This window comes from Curtobacterium sp. GD1 (assembly GCF_020882855.1).
Lineage (GTDB): Bacteria > Actinomycetota > Actinomycetes > Actinomycetales > Microbacteriaceae > Curtobacterium.
In genome coordinates this window covers 119,694-142,321 of record NZ_JAFEVQ010000002.1, presented here as the reverse complement: position 1 = coordinate 142,321, position 22,628 = coordinate 119,694, and the positions used below count along the sequence as shown (strand labels likewise).

The 22,628-nt window shown below is 70.5% G+C and carries 17 protein-coding genes and 1 pseudogene; all 18 read left to right on the top strand.

Going from position 1 to position 22,628, the window contains the following annotated elements; all coding sequences use genetic code 11:
• Positions 1-71: 71 nt before the first annotated feature.
• Complete coding sequence (gene atpB, locus JSX79_RS02250) at positions 72-932, top strand: F0F1 ATP synthase subunit A (protein WP_374115161.1); 861 nt, start codon at positions 72-74, stop codon at positions 930-932.
• Between the two features lie 67 nt (positions 933-999).
• The gene (atpE, locus tag JSX79_RS02245; protein ID WP_070416292.1) at positions 1,000-1,236 is read left to right on the top strand and encodes an ATP synthase F0 subunit C; all 237 of its coding nucleotides are present in this window, start codon (positions 1,000-1,002) and stop codon (positions 1,234-1,236) included.
• Between the two features lie 9 nt (positions 1,237-1,245).
• A complete protein-coding gene (locus JSX79_RS02240) occupies positions 1,246-1,809 on the top strand; it encodes a F0F1 ATP synthase subunit B (protein WP_070416291.1) in 564 nt (187 codons plus the stop codon).
• 2 nt (positions 1,810-1,811) lie between these two features.
• Positions 1,812-2,606 carry a F0F1 ATP synthase subunit delta gene (locus JSX79_RS02235; protein WP_070416290.1) on the top strand — a complete coding sequence of 265 codons (795 nt, stop codon included), beginning with the start codon at positions 1,812-1,814 and terminating at the stop codon, positions 2,604-2,606.
• Positions 2,607-2,713: 107 nt separating this feature from the next.
• Entirely contained in the window at positions 2,714-4,342 is a 1,629-nt protein-coding gene (gene atpA / locus JSX79_RS02230; RefSeq protein ID WP_070416289.1) for a F0F1 ATP synthase subunit alpha, read from the top strand.
• Positions 4,343-5,245: a F0F1 ATP synthase subunit gamma gene (locus JSX79_RS02225; protein WP_071296243.1), complete on the top strand. Its 903-nt coding sequence runs from the start codon at positions 4,343-4,345 to the stop codon at positions 5,243-5,245.
• A gap of 47 nt (positions 5,246-5,292) precedes the next feature.
• Positions 5,293-6,747, top strand: a complete 1,455-nt coding sequence (gene atpD / locus JSX79_RS02220) for a F0F1 ATP synthase subunit beta (RefSeq protein WP_022905457.1) — start codon at positions 5,293-5,295, stop codon at positions 6,745-6,747.
• 1 nt (position 6,748) lies between these two features.
• Complete coding sequence (locus JSX79_RS02215) at positions 6,749-7,012, top strand: F0F1 ATP synthase subunit epsilon (RefSeq protein WP_022905458.1); 264 nt, start codon at positions 6,749-6,751, stop codon at positions 7,010-7,012.
• A complete protein-coding gene (locus JSX79_RS02210) occupies positions 7,009-7,782 on the top strand; it encodes a peroxide stress protein YaaA (RefSeq protein ID WP_308061319.1) in 774 nt (257 codons plus the stop codon). Before JSX79_RS02215 ends, JSX79_RS02210 begins: the two co-directional genes overlap by 4 nt.
• 109 nt (positions 7,783-7,891) lie before the next feature.
• Positions 7,892-8,449 carry a hypothetical protein gene (locus JSX79_RS02205; RefSeq protein ID WP_229085035.1) on the top strand — a complete coding sequence of 186 codons (558 nt, stop codon included), beginning with the start codon at positions 7,892-7,894 and terminating at the stop codon, positions 8,447-8,449.
• Between the two features lie 54 nt (positions 8,450-8,503).
• Positions 8,504-9,412: a hypothetical protein gene (locus JSX79_RS02200; RefSeq protein ID WP_229085034.1), complete on the top strand. Its 909-nt coding sequence runs from the start codon at positions 8,504-8,506 to the stop codon at positions 9,410-9,412.
• 3 nt (positions 9,413-9,415) lie between these two features.
• Entirely contained in the window at positions 9,416-10,237 is an 822-nt protein-coding gene (locus JSX79_RS02195; RefSeq protein WP_070416284.1) for a PP2C family serine/threonine-protein phosphatase, read from the top strand.
• Between the two features lie 129 nt (positions 10,238-10,366).
• Positions 10,367-11,779: a serine/threonine-protein kinase gene (locus JSX79_RS02190; protein WP_229085033.1), complete on the top strand. Its 1,413-nt coding sequence runs from the start codon at positions 10,367-10,369 to the stop codon at positions 11,777-11,779.
• Entirely contained in the window at positions 11,776-17,619 is a 5,844-nt protein-coding gene (locus JSX79_RS02185) for an Ig-like domain-containing protein (protein ID WP_229085032.1), read from the top strand. The genes JSX79_RS02190 and JSX79_RS02185 overlap by 4 nt, the downstream gene beginning before the upstream one ends.
• 64 nt (positions 17,620-17,683) lie before the next feature.
• The gene (locus JSX79_RS02180; RefSeq protein ID WP_070416281.1) at positions 17,684-18,655 is read left to right on the top strand and encodes a MoxR family ATPase; all 972 of its coding nucleotides are present in this window, start codon (positions 17,684-17,686) and stop codon (positions 18,653-18,655) included.
• Positions 18,652-20,067: a DUF58 domain-containing protein gene (locus JSX79_RS02175; protein WP_083294951.1), complete on the top strand. Its 1,416-nt coding sequence runs from the start codon at positions 18,652-18,654 to the stop codon at positions 20,065-20,067. Before JSX79_RS02180 ends, JSX79_RS02175 begins: the two co-directional genes overlap by 4 nt.
• The gene (locus JSX79_RS02170) at positions 20,064-22,562 is read left to right on the top strand and encodes a transglutaminaseTgpA domain-containing protein (RefSeq protein WP_229085031.1); all 2,499 of its coding nucleotides are present in this window, start codon (positions 20,064-20,066) and stop codon (positions 22,560-22,562) included. The genes JSX79_RS02175 and JSX79_RS02170 overlap by 4 nt, the downstream gene beginning before the upstream one ends.
• Positions 22,559-22,627 (top strand): annotated as a pseudogene (locus JSX79_RS18830) (zinc-ribbon domain-containing protein); the annotation flags it as partial. The gene JSX79_RS02170 and the pseudogene JSX79_RS18830, both read left to right, overlap by 4 nt.
• Position 22,628 lies beyond the last annotated feature (1 nt).

The window sequence follows — 22,628 nt, the reverse complement described above, 5'->3', positions numbered from 1 at the left end:
CTCGGAGTCCGCGTCCGGAGCATTGCTCGGAGCGGACGAGCCTCCACAACGTCCACCATCGCGTGCCATGCGTGCGCGCGCCGACACAGGAGACAGCGCTGCTATCCCACGCTCTTCCCCTGTCCCTCACCGCTGCGGGTAACACCGTTGCGGCGGGGAGCAGCAAGGCCGCCGAGTTCCATGGTCCGTCGATCAACGAGTTCTTCCCGGATGCGATCTTCTTCGCCGGGACGCCCTTCGAGATCGACCGACTCGTCATCATCCGGTTCATCGCCGTCGCGGTCCTGCTGCTGATCGGCATCATCGGGACCCGTTCGCTCAAGCTCGTCCCCGGCCGCGGCCAGGCCCTCATCGAGTACGCGTTCGACGTCGTCCGCCGGAACACCTTCGACAACCTGGGTGAGAAGGACGGCAAGCGGTTCCTCCCGCTGCTGGCCACGATCTTCTTCTCCGTGCTGTTCCTGAACCTCACGGGTCTGATCCCGGGGCTCAACCTGCAGGGCACCAGCCGTATCGCGTACCCGATGATCCTCGCGATCGTCGCCTACGTGGCGTTCATCTACGCGGGTCTGCGCAAGCACCCGGGCACCTTCCTCCGGAACTCGCTGTTCCCGCCTGGGGTCCCGTGGTACCTGTACATCATCGTGACGCCGATCGAGCTCGTCTCGACCTTCGTGCTCCGTCCGGTGACGCTGACCCTGCGACTCCTGATGAACATGGTCGTCGGCCACCTGCTGCTCGTCCTCTTCTTCGCTGCCACGCAGTTCTTCTTCTTCGACGCCTCGCTCGGTTTCAAGGCGTTCGGAGTCGGGACGCTCGCGTTCGGCATCGCGTTCAGTTTCTTCGAGATCCTGGTCGCGCTGCTGCAGGCGTACGTCTTCATGCTGCTGACCGCTGTGTACATCCAGCTCGCGCTGGCTGACGAGCACTGACCAACGACCTGAACTGACCCCCAATACGGCACGGCATCCGCCGGGCCGCATCCTGAAAGGAAAACACGTGGACGCAACGACCGTTCTCGCGGAAATCTCCGGCAACATCGCGACGGTGGGCTACGGCCTCGCGGCGATCGGCCCGGCCATCGGCGTGGGCATCGTCGTCGGCAAGACGATCGAGTCCGTCGCTCGCCAGCCGGAGCTCCAGGGCCGCCTGACGACCCTCATGTACATCGGTATCGCCTTCACCGAGGCCCTCGCCTTCATCGGTATCGCGACGTACTTCATCTTCACCAACTAAGGCCTCTCGATGCAGAACGCACTCATCATCGCGGCCGAGGAGACGCACAATCCCCTCGTACCGCCGCTGTACGACATCGTGTGGTCCGCGGTGGCGTTCGTCGTCATCCTGCTGGTCTTCTGGCGGGTCATCATCCCGCGGATCACGAAGATGCTCGACGAGCGCACCGAGGCCATCGAGGGTGGCATCAAGAAGGCGGAGGCTGCTCAGGAGCAGGCCGCTGCCGCGCTCGACGAGTACAACAAGCAGCTCGCCGAGGCCCGTGCCGAGGCATCGCGCATCCGTGAGCAGGCCCGTTCCGACGCCAACGCGATCGGCAACGAGCTCCGCGAGCAGGCGCAGGCCGATGCAGCACGCATCACCGCCAACGCGCAGGCCCAGATCGAGGCCGAGCGTCAGAGCGCGCTCCAGTCGCTCCGGACCGAGGTGGGCACCCTCGCCCTCGACCTCGCCTCCGGCGTGATCGGGGAGTCGCTCAAGGACGACGCCAAGTCGACCGCGGTCGTGGACCGGTTCCTCGCTGACCTCGAAGCCTCGCAGGGTTCGTCGGCATCGTCGGCCGGGGAGCGCTGAGCATGCGCAGCGCCACCAGGGAAGCACTGGCGTCGACGAGGGCGGTGCTCGCCGACCTCGGCGGTGCGGCCGACCTCGCCGCCGGTGCCGAGATCCTCGCCGCAGGGCGTGCGATCGCCGGTGCGCCGCAGCTGCTCGGTCTGCTGTCCGACCCGACGGCCGACCCGGCCGGCAAGAAGGTGGTCCTCGACCGCGTCTTCGCCGGCCAGTCGGCCGCGACGCGTGCGGTCCTGACCGCGGTGGCCGGCTCGCGCTGGTCCTCGCACCAGGACCTGCTCGTCGGCATCGAGGACGCGGGCATCCGCGCCGTCGCCGCCACGGCAGCGTCCGGCACGCCGATCGAAGCCGAACTGTTCTCCTTCGAGACCGCCGTCCGTTCGGACGCCGACCTCGAGCTGGCGCTGGGCACCAAGCTCGGCAGCCCGTCGGAGAAGAGCGCCCTCGTCGAGCGGCTGCTCGGCGGCAAGGCATCGGAGCAGACCATCGTGATCCTGTCGCACCTCGTGCAGCAGCCGCGTGGTCGTCGCATCGGTGAACTCGTCCGCGATGCCTCGCGCATCGTGGCCGAGCAGGCCGGCAAGCTCGTCGCGACGGTCATCACCGCGACGCCGCTCACGGACGGCCAGGCGGCTCGCGTCGCCCGTGCCCTCGCGGAGCAGCACGGCAAGGGCATCAGCATCAACCACGTGGTCGACCCCTCGGTCGTCGGCGGGGTCCGGGTGCAGATCGGCGGCGACGTCATCGACGGCACCGTGTCCACGCGGCTCTCGGAGCTCCGGCTCCAGCTCGCCGGCTAGGCGTACCGTCGAAGCCGCTCCTCCCAAGTCCACAACGGGAACTGCCGAGTCAGGCAGCGTCACCCTCTCGGAGCCGAAGGGCCCCGGAAACCAACAAGGAAAATCCCATGGCAGACATCACCATCAGCCCCGATGAGATCCGTGATGCCCTGAAGGACTTCGTCTCGAACTACGAGCCGACGAAGGCCTCCACGGCCGAGGTCGGGCACGTCATCGACGCCGGCGACGGCATCGCGCACGTCGAGGGCCTCCCCGGCGTCATGGCGAACGAGCTCATCCGCTTCGAGGACGGCACGCTCGGCCTCGCGCAGAACCTCGACGAGGACGAGATCGGCGCCATCGTGCTCGGCGAGTTCGCCGGTGTCGAAGAGGGCCAGGAAGTCACCCGCACGGGCGAGGTCCTCTCGGCTCCCGTCGGCGACGGCTTCCTCGGTCGCGTCGTCGACCCGCTCGGCGCCCCGATCGACGGTCTCGGCGAGATCCCGGCCGAGGGTCGTCGTGCCCTCGAGCTGCAGGCGCCCGGCGTCATGTCCCGCAAGTCGGTGCACGAGCCGCTCCAGACCGGCATCAAGGCCATCGACGCGATGATCCCCGTCGGCCGCGGTCAGCGTCAGCTGATCATCGGCGACCGCCAGACCGGCAAGACGGCCATCGCGATCGACACGATCATCAACCAGAAGGCCAACTGGGAGTCGGGCGACGAGGACAAGCAGGTCCGCTGCATCTACGTCGCCATCGGTCAAAAGGGCTCCACGATCGCCTCCGTCAAGGGTGCGCTCGAGGACGCCGGCGCGATGGAGTACACCACCATCGTCGCCGCCCCGGCCTCCGACCCGGCCGGCTTCAAGTACCTCGCCCCGTACACCGGCTCGGCCATCGGCCAGCACTGGATGTACCAGGGCAAGCACGTCCTGATCATCTTCGACGACCTGTCGAAGCAGGCCGAGGCCTACCGCGCGGTGTCGCTCCTCCTGCGTCGTCCGCCGGGCCGCGAGGCCTACCCGGGTGACGTCTTCTACCTGCACTCCCGCCTGCTGGAGCGTTGCGCGAAGCTGTCCGACGAGCTCGGCGCCGGTTCGATGACGGGTCTCCCGATCATCGAGACGAAGGCGAACGACGTCTCGGCGTACATCCCGACCAACGTCATCTCCATCACCGACGGCCAGATCTTCCTGCAGTCGGACCTGTTCAACGCGAACCAGCGTCCGGCCGTCGACGTGGGCATCTCGGTGTCCCGCGTCGGTGGTGACGCGCAGGTCAAGTCGATCAAGAAGGTCTCCGGCACGCTCAAGCTCGAGCTCGCGCAGTACCGCTCGCTCGAGGCCTTCGCGATGTTCGCGTCCGACCTCGACCAGGCGTCGCGTCGTCAGCTGGAGCGCGGTGCCCGTCTGACCGAGCTCCTCAAGCAGCCGCAGTACTCGCCGTACCCGGTCGAGGAGCAGGTCGTCTCGATCTGGGCCGGCACGAACGGCAAGCTCGACGAGGTCCCCGTGGCCGACGTCCTGCGCTTCGAGTCGGAGCTGCTCGACCACCTGCGTCGCAACTCGGACGTCCTGACGACGCTCCGCGAGACGAACCAGCTCAGCGACGACACCGTCGCCGAGATGACCAAGCAGATCGACGAGTTCTCCAAGAGCTTCCAGACGAGCGACGGCAAGACGCTCGGGTCCGAGCAGTTCGAGGCCGCCTCGGCCGACGACGTCGACCAGGAGCAGATCGTCAAGGGTCGTCGCTAGATGGCAGCGCAGGTCCGGGTCTACCGACAGCGAATCAAGTCCGCGAAGACCACGAAGAAGGTCACTCGCGCGATGGAGTTGATCTCGGCGTCGCGGATCCAGAAGGCGCAGGCCCGCATGGCCGCGTCGGGTCCGTACTCGCGGGCCGTGACGCGCGCGGTGTCGGCCGTGGCGACGTTCTCGAACGTCGACCACGTGCTGACCACCGAGCCGGAGTCGTCGACGCGTGCAGCAGTCGTGCTGTTCACGTCGGACCGCGGGCTGAACGGTGCGTTCAGCACGAACGTCCTCAAGCAGGGCGAGGAGCTCGCCTCCCTGCTCCGCAGCGAGGGCAAGGACGTCGTGTTCTACCTGGTCGGGCGCAAGTCCGTCGGGTACTTCGCGTTCCGTGAGCGCGCGTCGGAGCAGCAGTGGGTCGGCAACACCGACCAGCCGGAGTTCTCGACCGCGAAGTCGATCGGTGACGCCGTCGTGGCGAAGTTCCTGCAGGACACGGCCGAGGGTGGCGTGGACGAGATCCACATCGTCTTCAACCGCTTCCTGAGCCTCGCCACGCAGGAGCCGCAGGTCGTCCGGCTGCTCCCGCTCGAGGTCGTCGAGGGGGTCGAGGCACCGTCGAACGACGAGCCGCTCCCGCTCTACGAGTTCGAGCCGGACGCCGACGCGGTGCTCGACGCGCTGCTCCCGGTCTACATCGAGAGCCGCATCTTCAACGCCATGCTCCAGTCGGCTGCTTCCGAGCACGCCGCCCGGCAGAAGGCGATGAAGGCGGCGAGCGACAACGCCGACTCGCTCATCCGCGACTTCACGCGTCTCGCGAACAACGCCCGACAGGCCGAGATCACCCAGCAGATCTCCGAGATCGTCGGCGGCGCCGACGCCCTCTCGTCGAAGAAGAAGTAGTCCGCGTCGTTCGCGGACAGTTACCCACCCTCAGGAAGGCACCAGCCATGACCGACACCGCAACCACCGCGGTCGAGACGTCGTCGGCGCCCGGTGTCGGCCGGATCGCCCGTGTCACGGGCCCCGTCGTCGACATCGAGTTCCCGCACGACGCCATCCCCGAGATGTACAACCTCCTGTTCACGACCATCACCATCGGTGACTCGTCGCAGGAGATCGGCCTCGAGGTCGCGCAGCACCTCGGCGACGACCTCGTCCGCGCCATCTCCCTGAAGCCGACCGACGGTCTGGTCCGTGGCCAGGAGGTCCGTGACTCGGGCGCTCCGATCTCGGTCCCCGTCGGCGACGTCACCAAGGGCAAGGTCTTCGACGTGCTGGGCAACGTGCTCAACACCGACGAGAAGCTCGAGATCACCGAGCGCTGGCCGATCCACCGCAAGGCCCCGGCCTTCGACCAGCTCGAGTCGAAGACCTCCATGTTCGAGACCGGCATCAAGTCGATCGACCTCCTCACCCCGTACGTGCAGGGTGGCAAGATCGGCCTCTTCGGTGGTGCGGGCGTCGGCAAGACGGTCCTCATCCAGGAGATGATCCAGCGCGTCGCGCAGGACCACGGTGGTGTGTCGGTGTTCGCCGGTGTCGGCGAGCGCACCCGTGAGGGCAACGACCTCATCGGCGAGATGGAAGAGGCGGGCGTCTTCGACAAGACCGCCCTCGTGTTCGGCCAGATGGACGAGCCGCCGGGAACGCGTCTGCGCGTGGCCCTGTCGGCGCTGACGATGGCGGAGTACTTCCGCGATGTCCAGAAGCAGGACGTGCTCCTCTTCATCGACAACATCTTCCGCTTCACGCAGGCCGGCTCCGAGGTCTCCACGTTGCTCGGTCGCATGCCGTCCGCGGTGGGCTACCAGCCCAACCTCGCCGACGAGATGGGTGTGCTCCAGGAGCGCATCACCTCGACGCGTGGTCACTCGATCACCTCGCTGCAGGCGATCTACGTGCCGGCTGACGACTACACCGACCCGGCGCCGGCGACCACGTTCGCGCACCTCGACGCCACGACCGAGCTGTCGCGTGAGATCGCTTCGCAGGGTCTCTACCCGGCGATCGACCCGCTGACGTCGACCTCGCGGATCATGGACCCCCGTTACCTGGGTGCCGACCACTACGAGACGGCCACGCGCGTCAAGCAGATCCTCCAGAAGAACAAGGAACTGCAGGAGATCATCGCCATCCTCGGTGTCGACGAGCTCTCCGAAGAGGACAAGATCACGGTCGAGCGCGCTCGTCGTATCCAGCAGTTCCTCTCGCAGAACACGTACATGGCGAAGAAGTTCACGGGCGTCGAGGGTTCGACCGTCCCGCTGAAGGACACCATCGAGTCCTTCCGCGCCATCGCCGACGGCGAGTTCGACCACGTGGCCGTGCAGGCCTTCTTCAACGTCGGTGGCATCAACGACGTCGAAGAGAAGTGGGCGCAGATCCAGAAGGAGAACCGCTGACATGGCGGCACTCACCGTGAGCGTCGTCTCGGCCGACCGCGAGGTCTGGTCGGGCGACGCCACCATGGTCGTCGCTCGCACGACGGAGGGCCAGATCGGTATCCTCGCGGGACACGAGCCGCTGCTCGCGACCCTCGCGCAGGGACAGGTCCGCATCACCCGAGCCGACGGCTCGACGGTGGCGGCGGACGCCGAGGACGGCTTCCTGTCAGTCGAGCACGACACGGTCACGATCGTGGCGCGGCAGGCCGCGCTGGCGTCCTGACCGGACTGACCGTCCTCCTCCCGCCTTCGGAGACGAAGCGGGAGGGCGGGGACACGGACCGCACGCTCGACCTGCGTGCGCTGTCGTTCCCGGAACTGGCTGCTGAACGGGCCGCGGTGATCACCGCGGCCCGTTCCGTCAGTTCCGAGGAGTCCTCGGCCCGGACGGCCCTGAAGCTCGGCCCGAAGTCGATCGGGGAGCGGTTCCGCAACCTCGAGCTCGACACGTCGGGCACGATGCCGGCGATCGACCGGTACACGGGTGTGCTCTACGACCCGCTCGGTTCGCTCGACGCGGACGCTGCGACGCGTGCGTGGTGGTTCGCGCACGTGGTCGTGCAGTCCGCGATGTTCGGTCCCGTCCGCGGTGGCGATCTCGTCCCGGCCTACCGGCTCTCCCACGACTCGCGGCTCGGGTCCGTCCGGCTCGCGTCGCACTGGCCGGAGCCGTCCGCCCGGGTGCTCGCGGCACACACGGCGGACGGGCTCGTGCTCGACCTGCGTTCCGAGGGGTACCGGCAACTCGGCCCCGTCGCGGGCGCGGTCGTCCCGCGCGTCGTGAGCGTCGACGGTTCCGGTCGGCGCAAGGCGTTGAACCACTGGAACAAGACCGCGAAGGGTCGCCTGGTCGCGCTCCTCGCCCGGACGGGCGCGGCGGTCACGACGACGGCCGAGCTGGTCGACTGGGCCCGCGCGCACGGCGTCGTCCTCGAGGAGCACGACGGCTCGTGGGACCTCGTCGCGGAGAGCCTCGAGCCCGCGACGGTCTGATCCCGGTCCCGCCCCGCTCGTCCTCCACAGGACGGGTGGGGCGGGCCGCGTTCCACAGGTGCCCACGTCGGCGGGTCCAGGAGGCGCGGCGTGCGTTTCGATGACGTGCATGATCCCCGTCACGACACGAAGCCACCCCGACGCCGCAGTGCGCTACCCGCGCGAGATCGCGGCCGCCGTCACCCTCCCCGCCGCCTGCGCGGCCCTCGTCGCGCCCGGCGACGCACCGTCGTCGCGTGGTGCGTCGATCGCGGTCGTCACGGCGTGCGGAGCACTGGCGACCCGGCTCGCGGTGATCCGGTTCCTCGCCGACCCCGGGCCGATCGAGCCCCGTGCGGTGGCCGCCTTCGACCCCTTCTCCGACCCGACACCGCCGGCGCTGTGCGGGTTCGGTCCCGAGCCGGACCGGGCGCGACTCCGGACCGCGGGTGACCGGTGCGCCGATGCCTGGCGGCACTGGCGTGCGGAGGACCCGTCGGTCGACTCGGCCGCCGGCGCCGCGGGGGCGTTGGCCGTGGCGGCGTGGTGCTCCTGGGCGCTCGGGTCCGCCGCGCGGGCGCAGACGCGGGCGCAGCACGCCCTCGACACCCGGGCGGACGATCCGTTGGCGGGCCTGGTGCTGCGCTCGGTCCGAGCGGGGAGCGGTCCCGCGTGGGACCGTGGATGACGGTCGGCGGACAGGATCGTCTACGGTTGTCTCGACCACGCTTGGAGGGCTCGGGTGCGCGACGACGACATCGACGACACGGTCGTCCGTCGACCCCGCGCCGCCGCGTCCCACGAACCGGTGCACGCGTCGGTGGACGACCTGTTGGGCGACACCGTGATCCGTCCGGTCCCGCCAGTCCCCGGTGCGTCCCGAGTCCCGGGCGCTCCGACCGCCGACTCGGTCGACGACACGGTGATCCGTCCGGTGCCGCCGTTGCCGGCCGTGCCGGTGGTGCACGGCGTCTCGGACGCGCAGGACGTCGACGACACGGTGATCCGTCCGGTGCCGCCCGTGCCGGGTGCGCCTGCCGCTCCGGCGACCGGTTCCCTCGACGACACGGTGCTGCGGCCCGGTCGCGCGCCGCGCCCGGGGGACGGGTCGATCGACGACACCGTGGTCGGGGCCCGGACGCACCCCACCACCCAGGGCGGGGCGCCCGTCGGGGGCGAGCCGCGCCTCCCGTCCGACGTCCCCGCACCGACGACCAGGGTGCCGTCCGTGCGGATCGGCGACCGCGTCATCCGGCTCGACCACCCCGTCATCGTCGGCCGGCGGCCCGCGCTGCCGCGGATCCTGCGCGGTCCGGCTCCCGAACTGGTGTCCGTCCCGTCGCCGAGCGGCCAGGTGTCGTCGTCGCACGTGATGCTGCACGCCGAGGGCGAAGCCGCCGTGGTCGACGACCTCCGGTCCACCAACGGGACCGTCGTGCGGCCCGCCGGGTCGGCGCCGTTCCGGATGCCGGCGGGTGCGTCGAACGTCGTGCTGACGGGTACGGTTGTCGAGATCGGTGACGGCAACGTGATCGAGGTCCTCTCGCCACACCTGCGGGTCGCACCGTCGTCGAGGGACCTCCCACCCCTTCCCACGTGGCCGACCGACCCACCCGCCGGCACGCCCCGAACCCCCAGAGAGCGATCCTGAAACGTGACCGAACTCGGCCGAGCAGCGACTGCGCACGCCATCGACGTCCCCGGTGCCGACGGCGCCACCCTGACGCTCTCGTGGGGAGCCGCGACCGACGTCGGTCGGCGCCGTGACCACAACGAGGACAGCTACATCGTCGGGGCGCCGTTCTTCGTCGTCGCCGACGGGATGGGCGGCCACCTCGCGGGCGACCGTGCGAGCGACGCCGTGGTCCGCCGCCTCGAGCAGGCGACGGAGAGCGCGTTCACGACGCGGCAGTCCATCCAGCGGGCGCTCCTGCTCGCCACCGCCGACATCGAGCGCGCAGCGGGCGGCAACGCGATCGGCGCCGGGACGACCGTCACCGGCATCGCGCTCGTCGCCGCGCAGGGACAGCCGGCCGCGCTCGTCTTCAACGTCGGCGACTCCCGGACCTACCGGATCGAGGGCGGCGTCCTCCGACGCGTCACCGTCGACCACTCCGTCGTGCAGGAGATGGTCGACGCCGGCCTCCTCCGCGCCGAGGATGCCGAGCGGCACCCTGACAGCAACGTGATCACGCGGGCCGTGGGCTTCGGCGAACCGCCGGAGCCCGACTGGTGGACCCTGCCGCTCCGTGCGGGGGACCGGTACATCGTGTGCTCGGACGGGCTCACCAAGGAACTCGGCGACGCCGGGATCGCCCGGATCGCCGCACGCGTGCCGGCGGCGCAGGACCTCGCCGAGCGTCTGGTGGGCGACGCGGTCGTCGCGGGCGGTCGGGACAACGTGACGGTCGTCGTCCTCCAGGTGGACGACGCCCCGGACGACGGCGACGTGGAGGACACGCTGCCGCGGCACTGAGTGCCCCCCGAACTGGGGGACGGGTGACCTCGGGCTGCGCGCAGTGTGCGGAATGTCGGTCACCCACGGTTCGTACAATGGCATGGCCGTGACGAGAGAGCTGGCCGCTCGGCCGGGGAGGAGGGGACGATGGCGCGACGCCTGCCGTCCACCCCGCCCGTCATCGCGGGCTTCAGCCCCGTGCACGTCCTCGGTTCCGGCGGCTTCGCGGACGTCTTCCTCTACGAGCAGGACATGCCGCGCCGGCAGGTCGCCGTGAAGGTCCTGCTCGACGAGGTCGTGGACGACCGCGTCCGGCAGATGTTCCAGGCCGAGGCGAACCTGATGGCGCGACTCAGCACGCACCCGTCGATCCTCACGGTGTTCCAGGCGAGCGTGGCCTCCGACGGCCGGCCGTACCTGGTGATGGAGCTCTGCTCGTCATCCCTCAGCGAGCGGTACCGCCGCGAGCCGATCCCCGTGTCCGAGGTCCTCGCGATCGGCATCCGCATCGGATCCGCGCTCGAGACCGCGCACCGCGAAGGCGTGCTGCACCGCGACATCAAGCCGTCGAACATCCTGCTCACGGCGTACGGCAACCCGGTGCTGTCCGACTTCGGCATCGCGGCGACCATCGGCGAGGCCGACCCCGACGAGCCGATCGGCATGTCGATCCCGTGGTCCGCGCCCGAGGTGCTCATCGACGAGTCCCGCGGCACGATCCAGTCCGAGGTCTACTCGCTGGCGGCGACGGTCTTCTCCCTGCTCGCGGGCCGGAGTCCCTTCGAGGTCCGCGGCGGCAAGAACGGCGCGGCCGACCTCATGGGGCGCATCGACAAGGGCGGTGTGAAGCCCACCGGGCGGACCGACGTCCCGCCGTCGCTCGAGCGACTGCTCGCATCCGCGATGTCGCGCAAGGTCGCCGGTCGGCCGTCCACCGTCATGGAGCTCGTCCGTGGGTTCCAGCAGGTCGAGGCCGAGCTCGGCATCCCGCAGACCTCGGCGGACGTCGCGGTCGAGGCGTGGGCCGTCGCGACGCCGACACCGAGCGGTGACCGGACGATGATCCGCGAGCTCCAGCCGCCGACCCGCGTGGGTGCACGTCGTCGCACGCGCAAGGCGCTGCAGGGCGGATCCGCCGGGGCCGCGGCGCAGAGCGTCGGCACGGTCCACCGCACCGGCTCCGTCACGCGCGCCCGCCGGCGCACGCGGTCGACGTTGGTCTGGGCGACCTCGATCGCGGTCGTGGTGGTGGCCGCACTCGCCGTCGCCACCGTGCTCGTCATCGGTCGCCTCGGCTCCGGCGCGATCCCGGTGGTCTCCGACGTGCGTGCCGAGCCGTCACCGTCGTCCGTGACCTTCACCTGGGCCGACCCGGGCCTGCGCACGGGGGACACCTACGTCATCTCGTCGAACGGCGCGGCGAGCCAGCAGACCGGTACCAGCTTCGTCGTCTCGGGTCAGAAGGGCGACGAGGAGTGCATCGCCGTCGCGGTCAACCGTGACGGCAAGACCGGGGTCGCGAGCGCCCAGAAGTGCGCCACGATCGGGAGTGCCGGGTGATCCGGGCGTTCCTCGCCAAGCACCGGTCCGCAGCGGTCACGGTCGGCGCCTCGGTCGTCGTCGGCGCGGTCGTCGCCACCGCGGCCATCGCGTCGACCGGGTACCACACGCAGCGGGTCGACCTCGGTGACGGCACCGTGTGGGTGCCGTCCGCCGAGTACGGTGCGGTCGGCCGGGCGAACACCGGGGTCCTGCAGCTCAACACCGCCGTCGAGACCGCGAGCGACGACCTGTCCGTCCTGCAGCGCGGCTCCACGGTGTACAGCGTCGACGAGACGAAGGGCACCGTCGCGAAGGTCGACGTGGCCGACGCCACGGTGGCCGACCCGGTCACGCTGCCGGCCGGGACGCCGCAGGTCTTCTTCGCGGGTTCCACGGCGGTCATCGGCAACGGGGACACCGGCGAGCTCTGGGCGACCCCGGCGAAGGACCTCGGCGAGTTCGACGCGTCGACGAAGGCCGACCTGACGCTCGGCGCCGACGCCGTCTTCGACGCCTCGGACGAACACGTCGCCGTCTACTCGCCGAAGACCGGGACCGCCGCACTCGTCGACGTCGGCACCACGCCGACGGTCGCGAAGCGGTGGACGGTGAAGATGGACCGCGCCGACGACTTCCAGGTCGCGTCCTTCGGGGACCACCTGGCCGTGCTCGACCGCAGCTCGGGCCGGATGTCGGTGGACGGTCGCACCGTCGACCTCGGTGACCGCGTCGGCAGTGCGCCCGCCCTGCAGCACTCGACGGACAGCTCGTCCGAGGTCGTCGTCGCCGGCACCGCCGGGCTCGTCCGTGTCTCGGCATCCGGCGACGTCAGCAGCACTGCGATGCAGGTCTCCGGTCGTGCGGCACGACCGATGGTCGTCGGCTCCTGCACGTACGCGGCGTGGGCCGGCGGGCAGGCGATCGACACCTGCAAGGGGTCCGGCCTGCAGCGACTCGCGAGCACCGCGGGCACCGGTGACCTGCAGATCCTGCACAACGGCGAGACGGTCGTCGCGAACGACCCGCAGAGCGGGCGCTCCTGGGCGATCGACCGGAGCGGACAGCTCATCGACAACTGGGCCGACCTCATCAAGAAGGACGAGGACCAGCAGCAGGAGCAGGTGTCCGACGACGACCCCGAGGTCGAGAAGGACCAGAAGCCGCCGGTGGCGGTCGACGACGACCTGGGCGCTCGTCCGGGACGCACCACGAGCCTCCCGGTCCTGCTGAACGACTACGACCCCAACGGCGACCCGATCGTCGTGAGCGAGGTCGGGAAGATCGACGACGCCGTCGGCGACGTCGCGATCGTCGGCGACGGCCAGCGCCTGCAGATCACGCTGTCCGGCCGCGCCACCGGGACCGTCTCCTTCCCGTACACGATCACGGACGGCAACGGCGGGTCGGACACCGCCACCGTCCGGGTGACCGTCCGCCCCGACTCCGAGAACGACCCGCCCCGACAGGTCCGCGACACCTCGGCCGACGTCGTGCAGAACGGGCACGTCGTCTCGAACGTGCTCGGCGACTGGGTCGACCCCGACGGCGACCCGGTGTACCTCAAGTCGGCGACCGCGGCTGACGGCGACCGCGTGTCGACGACACCCGACGGGCTGCTGGACTACCGGAACGCGAGCGCGCGGACCGGCGACCGCGCCGTGCAGCTCGTCGTGAGCGACGGGCGTGCGGACGGTCGGGGCTCGGTCACGGTCCACGTGGCGAAGCAGGGCAGCGTGCCGCTCTACGCCGACCCGTTCCCCGTGCAGGGGTACGCGGGCAAGGCGTTCACGGTGGACCCGCTCGACCACGTCCGCGGCGGGAACGGCACCGTCACGCTCACGAGCGTGTCGTCGTCGACCGGCCTCACCGTCACCCCGAGCTACGACTCCGGCACGTTCCGCGTGCAGGGCGCCGGCGCGGGGGACCACCAGCTCGAGTACACCGTGACCGACGGCACGAAGACGACGAGCGGCATCGTGCGGGTCACGATCCTCGCCCCGCCGGACGCCTCGACCGCGCCGATCACGACGCCGAAGACCGTGTTCGTCAACACCCTGTCGACGAAGGACACCGACGTCACCGCCACCGACATCGACCCGGCCGGCGGCGTGCTGCTCGTGACCGCGCTCGACGGTCCGGGCCGTGGTTCCGGGGTCGAGGCGAGCATCCTCGACCAGCACACCGTCCGGGTCACGCTCACCGCGCCGCTCGACGGTCCGGTCTCCTTCGGCTACACCGAGACGAACGGACTCGCCTCGGCGACCGGCACGATCACGGTCGTCGAGATCCCGAAGCCGGACCGGATCCAGCCGCCCGTGGCGCAGCCGGACACCGCGACCGTGCGGGTCGGCGACGTGGCGAACATCGACGTGCTCGACAACGACACCCAGCCCGAGGGGGAGCCGCTCACGCTGCAGCCCGACCTCGTGCAGAACGTCCCCGGCGACGGTGGCCTGCTGTTCGTCTCGGCCGACCACCTGCGGTACCTCGCCCCGAAGACCCCGGGCAACTACACCGCCGTGTACCGGGTCGCCGGGCCCGACGGCCAGTACGCCGACGCGACCGTCTCGATCTCGGTGCGCGAGCAGGACGCCGCGACGAACAACCCGCCCGTCCCGCAGACGGTGACCGCGCGGGTCGTCGCCGGGCAGTCCGTCCGGGTGTCCATCCCGTTGAACGGGATCGACCCCGACGGTGACTCGGTCCAGCTCGTCGGTGTCGCCTCGAACCCCGACAAGGGCTCCGTCGCCGACGTGTCGTCCGACTCGCTGACGTACGAGGCCGGCGACTACTCCGCCGGCACCGACGAGTTCACGTACACAGTCGTCGACGCGCTCGGCGCCCGTGCGACCGGCACCGTGCGCGTCGGCATCGCGCCCCGCGCCGAACAGGCGTCGAACCCCGTCGCCGAAGCCGACCACGTGACCATCCGGCCCGGCGGCTCGGTGACCGTGCGGGTCCTGCAGAACGACTCCGATCCCGAGGGTGGCCAGCTCACCGTCACGAAGGCTGAGCCCACCGCCGAGTCGGTCTCCGCCAAGATCCTGCAGAAGCAGCAGATCCGGGTCACACCGCCGAAGACCGCGAAGAACGGCGACTACGCGGTGCTGTACACGGTGACGAACGAGAACGGCGGGGCGAGCACGGCCTTCCTCACCGTCACGGTCGACCCCGACGCCCAGCCGCTGCGGCCCGAGGTCGACGACACCACGCTCGACCTGCAGGACATCCTGCACCGGCAGAGCGTCACGGTCGACGTCCTCGAGAACGTCTTCTTCGCCGAGGGGACCACGGCCGACCTGAAGGTCGGGGTCGTCGACGGCTACGGCGACAACGCCCGCACCACCGACGACGGGCGCATCGTCGTCCGGCTCTCCGACGACTCGCAGGTGATCCCGTTCTCGGTCGCCCGCGTCGACCACCCGGACATCGTCTCCTACGGGTTCATCCACGTGCCCGGCTTCGACGACGCCCTGCCGCAGGTCAACCGGACCGCCGGTGCCATCACGGTGAAGAGCGAGGCGACGGTCCGGATCCCGCTGTCGAAGTACGTGGTCACCGCGAACGGGCAGACCGCGAAGATCACCGACCGCGGCACGGTGAAGGCGACGCACGCGAACGGGCAGAGCCTCGTCGTCGACTCCTCGACGCTGCAGTTCACCTCGTCGAAGCTCTACTACGGCAACGCCTCCATCTCGTTCGAGGTCACCGACGGCTCGAACGCCAACGGCGGCAAGGGGCGCGTCGCGACGCTCGTGCTGCCGGTCAAGGTCACGCCCCGGTCCAACCAGCCGCCGGCGTTCACCGGCTCCGCCGTCGACATGCAGCCGGGGGAGTCGCGCACGATCGACCTGAGCAAGCTGACCGACTACCCGTACCCGCAGGACCTCCCCGAACTCAAGTACTCCGTCGTCAGCAAGCCGAGCGACGGCACCACCGCCACGATCAGCGGGCAGAACCTGACGATCAAGGTCGCCGACACCGCGAAGAAGAACACGACCGCCTCGATCGGCATCGGGGTCGCGGACGACGCCAACGCCGGCCGGTCCGGGGTCGTGAGCGTCGACGTCGTCGCCTCGACGCGGCCGCTCGTGCAGCCGGGGGCGGACAAGTCGGTCACGAAGCGTGGCCAGACGACCACGATCGACGTCCTCGCCAACGACCAGCCCACGAACCCGTTCCCTGGCCAGCGGTTGCGCGTCGTGAACATCCGCGGCCTCGGCGGCGGGCTCCCCGGCGGCGTGACCGTCACGCCGAGCGCCGACAAGTCGCGGCTGCAGGTCAGTGTCTCCGACAGTGCGAAGCCCGTCGACACGCACCTGCAGTACCAGGTCGCCGACGCCACCGACGATCCGGACCGGTACGTGTGGGGCGACGTGACGATCTCGGTGCAGGACGTCCCGGACGCGCCCGGTGCCCCCACCCGCACCGGATCGTACGAAGGCGGGCAGGCGACCCTGACGTGGTCGACGCCGCAGGCGAACAACTCGCCCATCACCGGGTACCGCCTGCAGGGCACGAACGGGGTTTCGAAGGACTGCGGGACGGCGACGGTCTGCACGATCAAGGGGCTCGACCCCACTGCCTCGTACCAGTTCTCGGTGGTCGCGACCAACGCGGTGGGAGACTCCTCGCCGTCCGCGACCTCGGCTGCGGTCAGTGCCGACTTCGTCCCCGCGCCACCGAAGGGACTCGCGGTTGCCGTGTCCGCGCCCAACCAGCTCGAGGTCTCCTGGCAGGCGGTCGGGCGCCCGAACAACGGGAGCCCCGTCAACAACTACGTCGTGACGCTCAAGGGACCGAACGGAACGGTGACCCGGAGCACCGGGACCGCGGTCAGCACGACCTTCGACGGTCTCGACAGCGGTGCGAGCTACACGTTCACCGTGTCTGCGCGGAACGACGCTGCCCGGAACGGCTCGGTCGTGCAGTGGAACGAAGCATCCGTGACCGGTAACGCCATCGGGACGCCGGGAAAGGTCGGGAATCTCGCAGCGAGCCCGGGAGGCGTGGACGGCGACGGAAAATCGACGGTCACTATCACGTTCGGAGCAGCCGACGCCGCTGGCGGCTCCGGACCGAGCTACGCGATTTACCGAGTCAACGGTGACTTCAGCTGTGCTGCACCCACTGGAAAATACATCGGTAGTCAAAGCGGGTCCACGGACTCCTATGGCTTCGGGAACCCCCGTTACGCCGTGGTCTCGAACAACGGCAAATTCTGCAATGTGGACTACACCTCGCTGCGTACGTACGAAGTTCCCACGGGCTCCATCTCGACGGCTGCGGCACTGAATTCCGACATGAACGGAAGGTCCGCTTATGACGTGGTGGTGGATCCGCCAACGGGTGCAAGTGGTCAGAACCTGCACTACGAGATCAGCACAGGTGGTGCATTCCGAGTCCTGAACGGCGGATGGCAGGGAGTGCCCGATGGTGGCTACAACGTGGCGACTGACATCGTGGTCCGAGCCTGCGGCGGTGACACCGTCGGTTCCTTCTGTCAAGACGCGAGCAAGTGGGTGCACCTCCAAGCCGCCGCGATCTCGACGACTGCCGCGTTGAAGAGCGCGACTACGACAGCGCTGGAGATTTCACCACCTCCGGGGACGCTGAAGGTCACCTATGACGTTGAATGGTACGGCTTGCCCGTCGCTGCTGGGACCCCAGTCGGCACGCAGTCGGACTGGACGCCCGACGCCACCCTTGCCACGCCGGAAGGCGGAAACTACGTCAGGGTGACTGCACGAGTTGCCATCGCTGGGGACCCTGCGTTTGCGAGAAGTGGCACCGCAACGCAGCTTGTTCCGGTTGATGGTGCGACCGATACCGATCCGAACGCCGACACCGGCGGCTGACCCGGTGTGCTGAACGCCCTACGCTGCCCCTACTGCCATCCCCGAGAACGAGGAACGACACCGCATGAGCATGACCCCGGAGCAGGCCACCTGGTTCGCCGACGTCGCAGGCCGCATCGTGACCAACGTCGAGCAGGTGCTCCTCGGGAAGACGTTCGTGATCCGCCTCGCGGTCACGGCGATGCTCAGCGAGGGGCACCTCCTGCTCGAGGACGTCCCCGGCACGGGCAAGACGAGCCTGGCGCGGGCGATGGCCCAGAGCGTGCAGGGCTCGACGAACCGCATCCAGTTCACGCCGGACCTGCTGCCGGGCGACATCACGGGCATCAGCGTCTACGACCAGAAGACCCAGGAGTTCGACTTCCACCGGGGCCCGATCTTCTCGAACATCGTGCTGGCTGACGAGATCAACCGTGCGAGCCCGAAGACCCAGTCGGCCCTGCTCGAGGCGATGGAGGAGTCCGCCGTCACGGTCGACGGCGTGAACCACCGACTCGCGGCGCCGTTCATGGTGATCGCGACCCAGAACCCCGTCGAGCAGGCCGGCACGTACCGCCTGCCGGAGGCCCAGCTCGACCGCTTCCTCATGAAGGCGTCGATCGGGTACCCGGACCACGCCGCGACGGTGAAGATCCTCGAGACGTCGTCGGCGCCGTCGAGTTCGGTGCCGCTCGCGAGTGTCGTGCCCGCGGCGACGATCACCGAGATGGCGACGCTGGCGCGCTCGGTCCACGTCGACCCGGTGATCGCCGACTACGTGGCCCGACTGGTCGACGCCACCCGCTCGGCGAGCGAGGTCCGGCTCGGCGTCAGCGTCCGCGGTGCGATGGGCCTGATGCGCGCGTCCCGTGTGTTCGCGGCGTTGGCCGGTCGCCACTACGTCACGCCGGACGACGTGAAGGCACTCGCGGTGCCGATCCTCGCGCACCGCCTGGTCCTCGACGCCGAGGCGGAGTTCGACGGCGTCAGCGCCACGAGCGTCATCGCACAGCTGCTGGTCGAGACCCCGCCGCCGGCGGACCGGGCCGGGTCGTGACCGACCGCCGGCCCGTCTCGACGCGCTCGCGCCGTCCGTCCTCGACGCGGTCGCGTCGCGGCTCGACGGCCTACGAGCGCACCGGGACGGTCGCCGGCCTCACGAACGTCCGGACGCGCCTGGTGGGCGACCGGGACGGCGTGGCAGCGGACGCGGTCGTCGGTCTCGCCAGGGCCTGGTCGACGGCCTGGAGGCTCGTCAAGCGTGGGTGGGCAGAGGTCTCGTCCGTGGTCACCGGCCTCGGGTGGACGGTCGCCGCGCTCACGCTGGTCGCGTTCGTGCTCGGCTACCGGTTCGGCCTGCGCGAGGTCGTCGTCGTGGGCTTCGCGGGGGCGCTCCTCGTGGTCGTCGCTGCGGTCGCGCTCATCGGCCGTTCGCGGCTCGTGATCCGGATGCGCCTGCCGCAGCACCGGGTGGCGGTGGGCGATGCCGCCGGCGTGGTGGTCACGGCGGAGAACCCGGTGCGGTTCCCCTCGGTCCCGACGACGGTCGAGGTGCCGGTCGGGTCCGGGCTGGTGGACGTGGCGATCCCGTCGATCGGCCCGCGCGGCACGTTCGAGCGCGAGGTCCCGGTGCCGACGGTCCGGCGCGGCGTGCTCGACGTCGGTCCGGTGACCGGTGTGCGAGCGGACCCGGTCGGCCTGGTCCGGCGCGAGATCGTCTGGACGGCCCGGGAGCAGGTCATCGTCCACCCGCGGACGATCGCGATCCCGTCGACGAGCACCGGCCTGGTGCGGGACCTCGAGGGGCAGGCGACGACCGACCTGTCGCCGTCCGACATCGCCTTCCACGCCATCCGGGAGTACATGCCCGGTGACGACCCCCGCACGATCCACTGGAAGTCCACGGCGAAGTCCGGTGCGCTGATGGTGCGGCAGTTCGAGGACACCCGGCGGTCTCACCTCGTGGTCGCCCTCGGCCTGTCGCGTGCCGAGTTCGCCGACGACGAGGAGTTCGAGCTCGCGGTGAGCGCAGCGGCGTCGCTCGGCGCACGCGCGATCCGCGACGGCCGCGAGGTCACCGTGGTGGTGTCGGAGCGGACGCCGGAGTTCGCCAAGCGCCCCGTGTACGCCGTGCACCCGCTGCCCACCGTGACGCCCACCCGCCTGCTCGACGACTTCGCGTCCGTCGGACTCGCCGACGCCTGCCTGCCGATCGCCGAGGTCGCGCGCATCGTCGGCACCGACACCGCGGGCATCTCCGTGGCCTTCCTGGTGGTCGGCTCGACGGTCGAGCTGCCGGCGCTGCGACTGGCCGCGACGCGATTCCCGGTCGGCGTCGAGGTCGTCGCGGTGATCTGCGAGCCCGAGGCCCAGCCCCGGTTCCTGCGTGTGGCGGGCCTGACGGTGATGACGATCGGCTACCTCGACGACCTCCGCCACGCGCTGCACCGATCGGCGTCGGCCGCATGAGCGTCGCAGCGGGCCCGGACACCCGGGCACGGAAGACGGTCCGGCGCGATGCCCGCCGCGTCGCCCGCCGCCTCTCGCCCTTCCGGCTCGTGGGTGGCACGCTCGCGGTGTGGCTGGTCCTCGCCGTCGCGAGCGTCGCCTGGTGGCCCGTCTACCGCGACGACGCGATGATCGTCGCCGCCGTCACCGCGGTGGTGTTCGGCACGCTCGTCGCGCTCTTGGGCACGGTGTTCCGGCTGCCGACCGCGGTCGTCGCCGTCGCCACGGTCGCAGCGTTCGCGCTCACCGGCGTGCCAGCAGCGGTGCCGGGCGAGGCGAACGGGATCCTGCCGACCGGCCAGGGACTCGTCGACCTGTTCGCCGGCGTCGCCCTCGGCTGGAAGCAGCTGGTGACCATCAGCCTGCCGGTCGGCTCCTACGAGTCGTTGCTCGTGCCGTACTTCGCGACGTTGCTCGTCGCCACGGTGACCGGCGTGAGCGTGGCGACCCGCGCCTCCAGGCAGGAACTCGCCAGCATCCCGGCGCTGGTGGTCTTCGCGGCCGGTGTGGTCGTCGGACCCGGTCGGCTCGACACGTCGATCGTGACGGCCGTCGCGCTCACCGGGATCGCGCTGGTGTGGGCGCTGACGGTGCGGCACGCACGGCGTGCCGTGGCCGTCGCGACGACCATCGGGTCCCGCGTGCCGGTGGCGCGTTCGGTGATCCGGCCGGCGCTCGTCGGGACGGGGACCATCGTCGCCGCGGCGGTCGTCGCGACCGGACTGGGGCTCGTCGCTCCGCCGTCCGTCGGCCGGACCGTCGCCCGGACCGACGTGGTGAAGCCGTTCGACCCGCGGGACTACGTCAGTCCGCTCAGCGGCTTCCGCGCCTACGAGGAGGACATCGCGTCGAACACGCCGCAGCTCACGGTCACGGGGCTGCCGGAGAACGGGTTCGTCCGGATCGCCACGCTCGACACCTACGACGGGGTCGTCTACCGCGTCGGCGGGTCGGACGGATCGACGGCGTCCGGGACCTTCGAGCGCGTCCCGACCTCGGTCGACGTCCGGGGCGTCGAGGGAACGACCGTGCGCGTCGGCGTCCGGGTCGACGGGTACAGCGGGGTGTGGCTGCCGACGGTGGGCGACCTCGAGCGGGTCGAGTTCACCGGGTCCGGGGCCGAGAAGGAGCGCGGCGCGTTCTTCTACAACAGCTCCACCGCGACCGGAGCGGTCGTCGGTGGTGTCGGTGACGGCACCCGGTACGACCTGACCGCCGTCGTGCCGGACCAACCGACGGACGAGCAGCTCGCGTCCGCACGCCCGGGGAGCGCCTCGGTGCCGACGCCGCGGTCGGTCCCCGACGCGGTGCGGGACACCGTGGACACCTATGCCGGCGATGCCGACACCGACGGCGCCAAGCTGGTGGCGATGGTGCAGGCGCTCAAGCGCAACGGGTACGTCAGCCACGGCGTCGGCGACGACCGAGCGAGTCGTTCCGGGCACGGTGCCGATCGCATCCAGGAACTCCTGACGTCGCCGCTGATGATCGGCGACCAGGAGCAGTACGCCGCCGCGGCGGCGCTGATGGCGGACCAGCTCGGCTTCCCGGCGCGCGTGGTCATGGGGTTCACCGCTGGCGGCGACGCGGGCGGCGGAGCGGGCCGGAGCGCGACCTCGGGCGGGACGACGACGTTCCGCGGGTCCGACGTCACCGCGCGGGTCGAGGTCGACACGGCGCAGTGGGGGTGGGTCATGATCGACCCGAACCCCGCCGTCCGTGAGATCCCGGACGAGCAGCAGCAGACGCCGCAGCCGGTCACGCGCCCGGAGACGGTCGTGCCGCCGCCGCCGGCCGAGCAGCAGGACCAGTCGCAGCAGGCGCCGCCGCAGAGCGACCGCAACACGCCTCCGGTCCAGCCGCTCTGGTTGCAGATCCTGCTCGCCGTGCTGCCGTGGGCGCTCGGGGTGCTGGGGCTCGCCGCGCTCGTACTGCTGCCGTTCGGCGTCATCGTGCTGCTCAAGCGGATCCGTCGTCGTCGCCGTCGCCGTGCCCCGACGCCACGTGCCCGGATCGTCGGGGCGTGGGACGAGTACCGCGACGCCCTGGTCGACCGGGGTCACGACGTCGCTCGGGCGGCGACCCGCCGCGAGGCCGTCGTGGGAGCTCCGGGGGAGGGCGGCACCGGACTCGCGGCGTTGGCCGACCGGTCCGTCTTCGGGCCGAGCGAGGCCGACGGCACCGCTGCCGACCGGATGTGGTCGGCGACGGACGACGCGATCACGAGCCTGCGGGCCGGTCGGACCCGCAAGGAACGGATCCGCGCGGCGGTGTCGCTGCGCTCGCTCCGCGTCGTCGACGCCTCGCGGTCTGCGCGGGCATCGGTCGCCTCCGCGGTGACCGCCCGGGGCCGACGCTCCACAGGTGGCCAGGGAGCCGCTGGGGGGCGCGACTACGATGGCGTGCAGGCCGGCGAGCGTCGTGGACGGCCGAGTGAGGACAGGCGGAACACGTGACCAGATGCGAACACTGCGGATCGACGCTCCCGGACGGAGCCATCTTCTGCGGTGAGTGCGGACGCG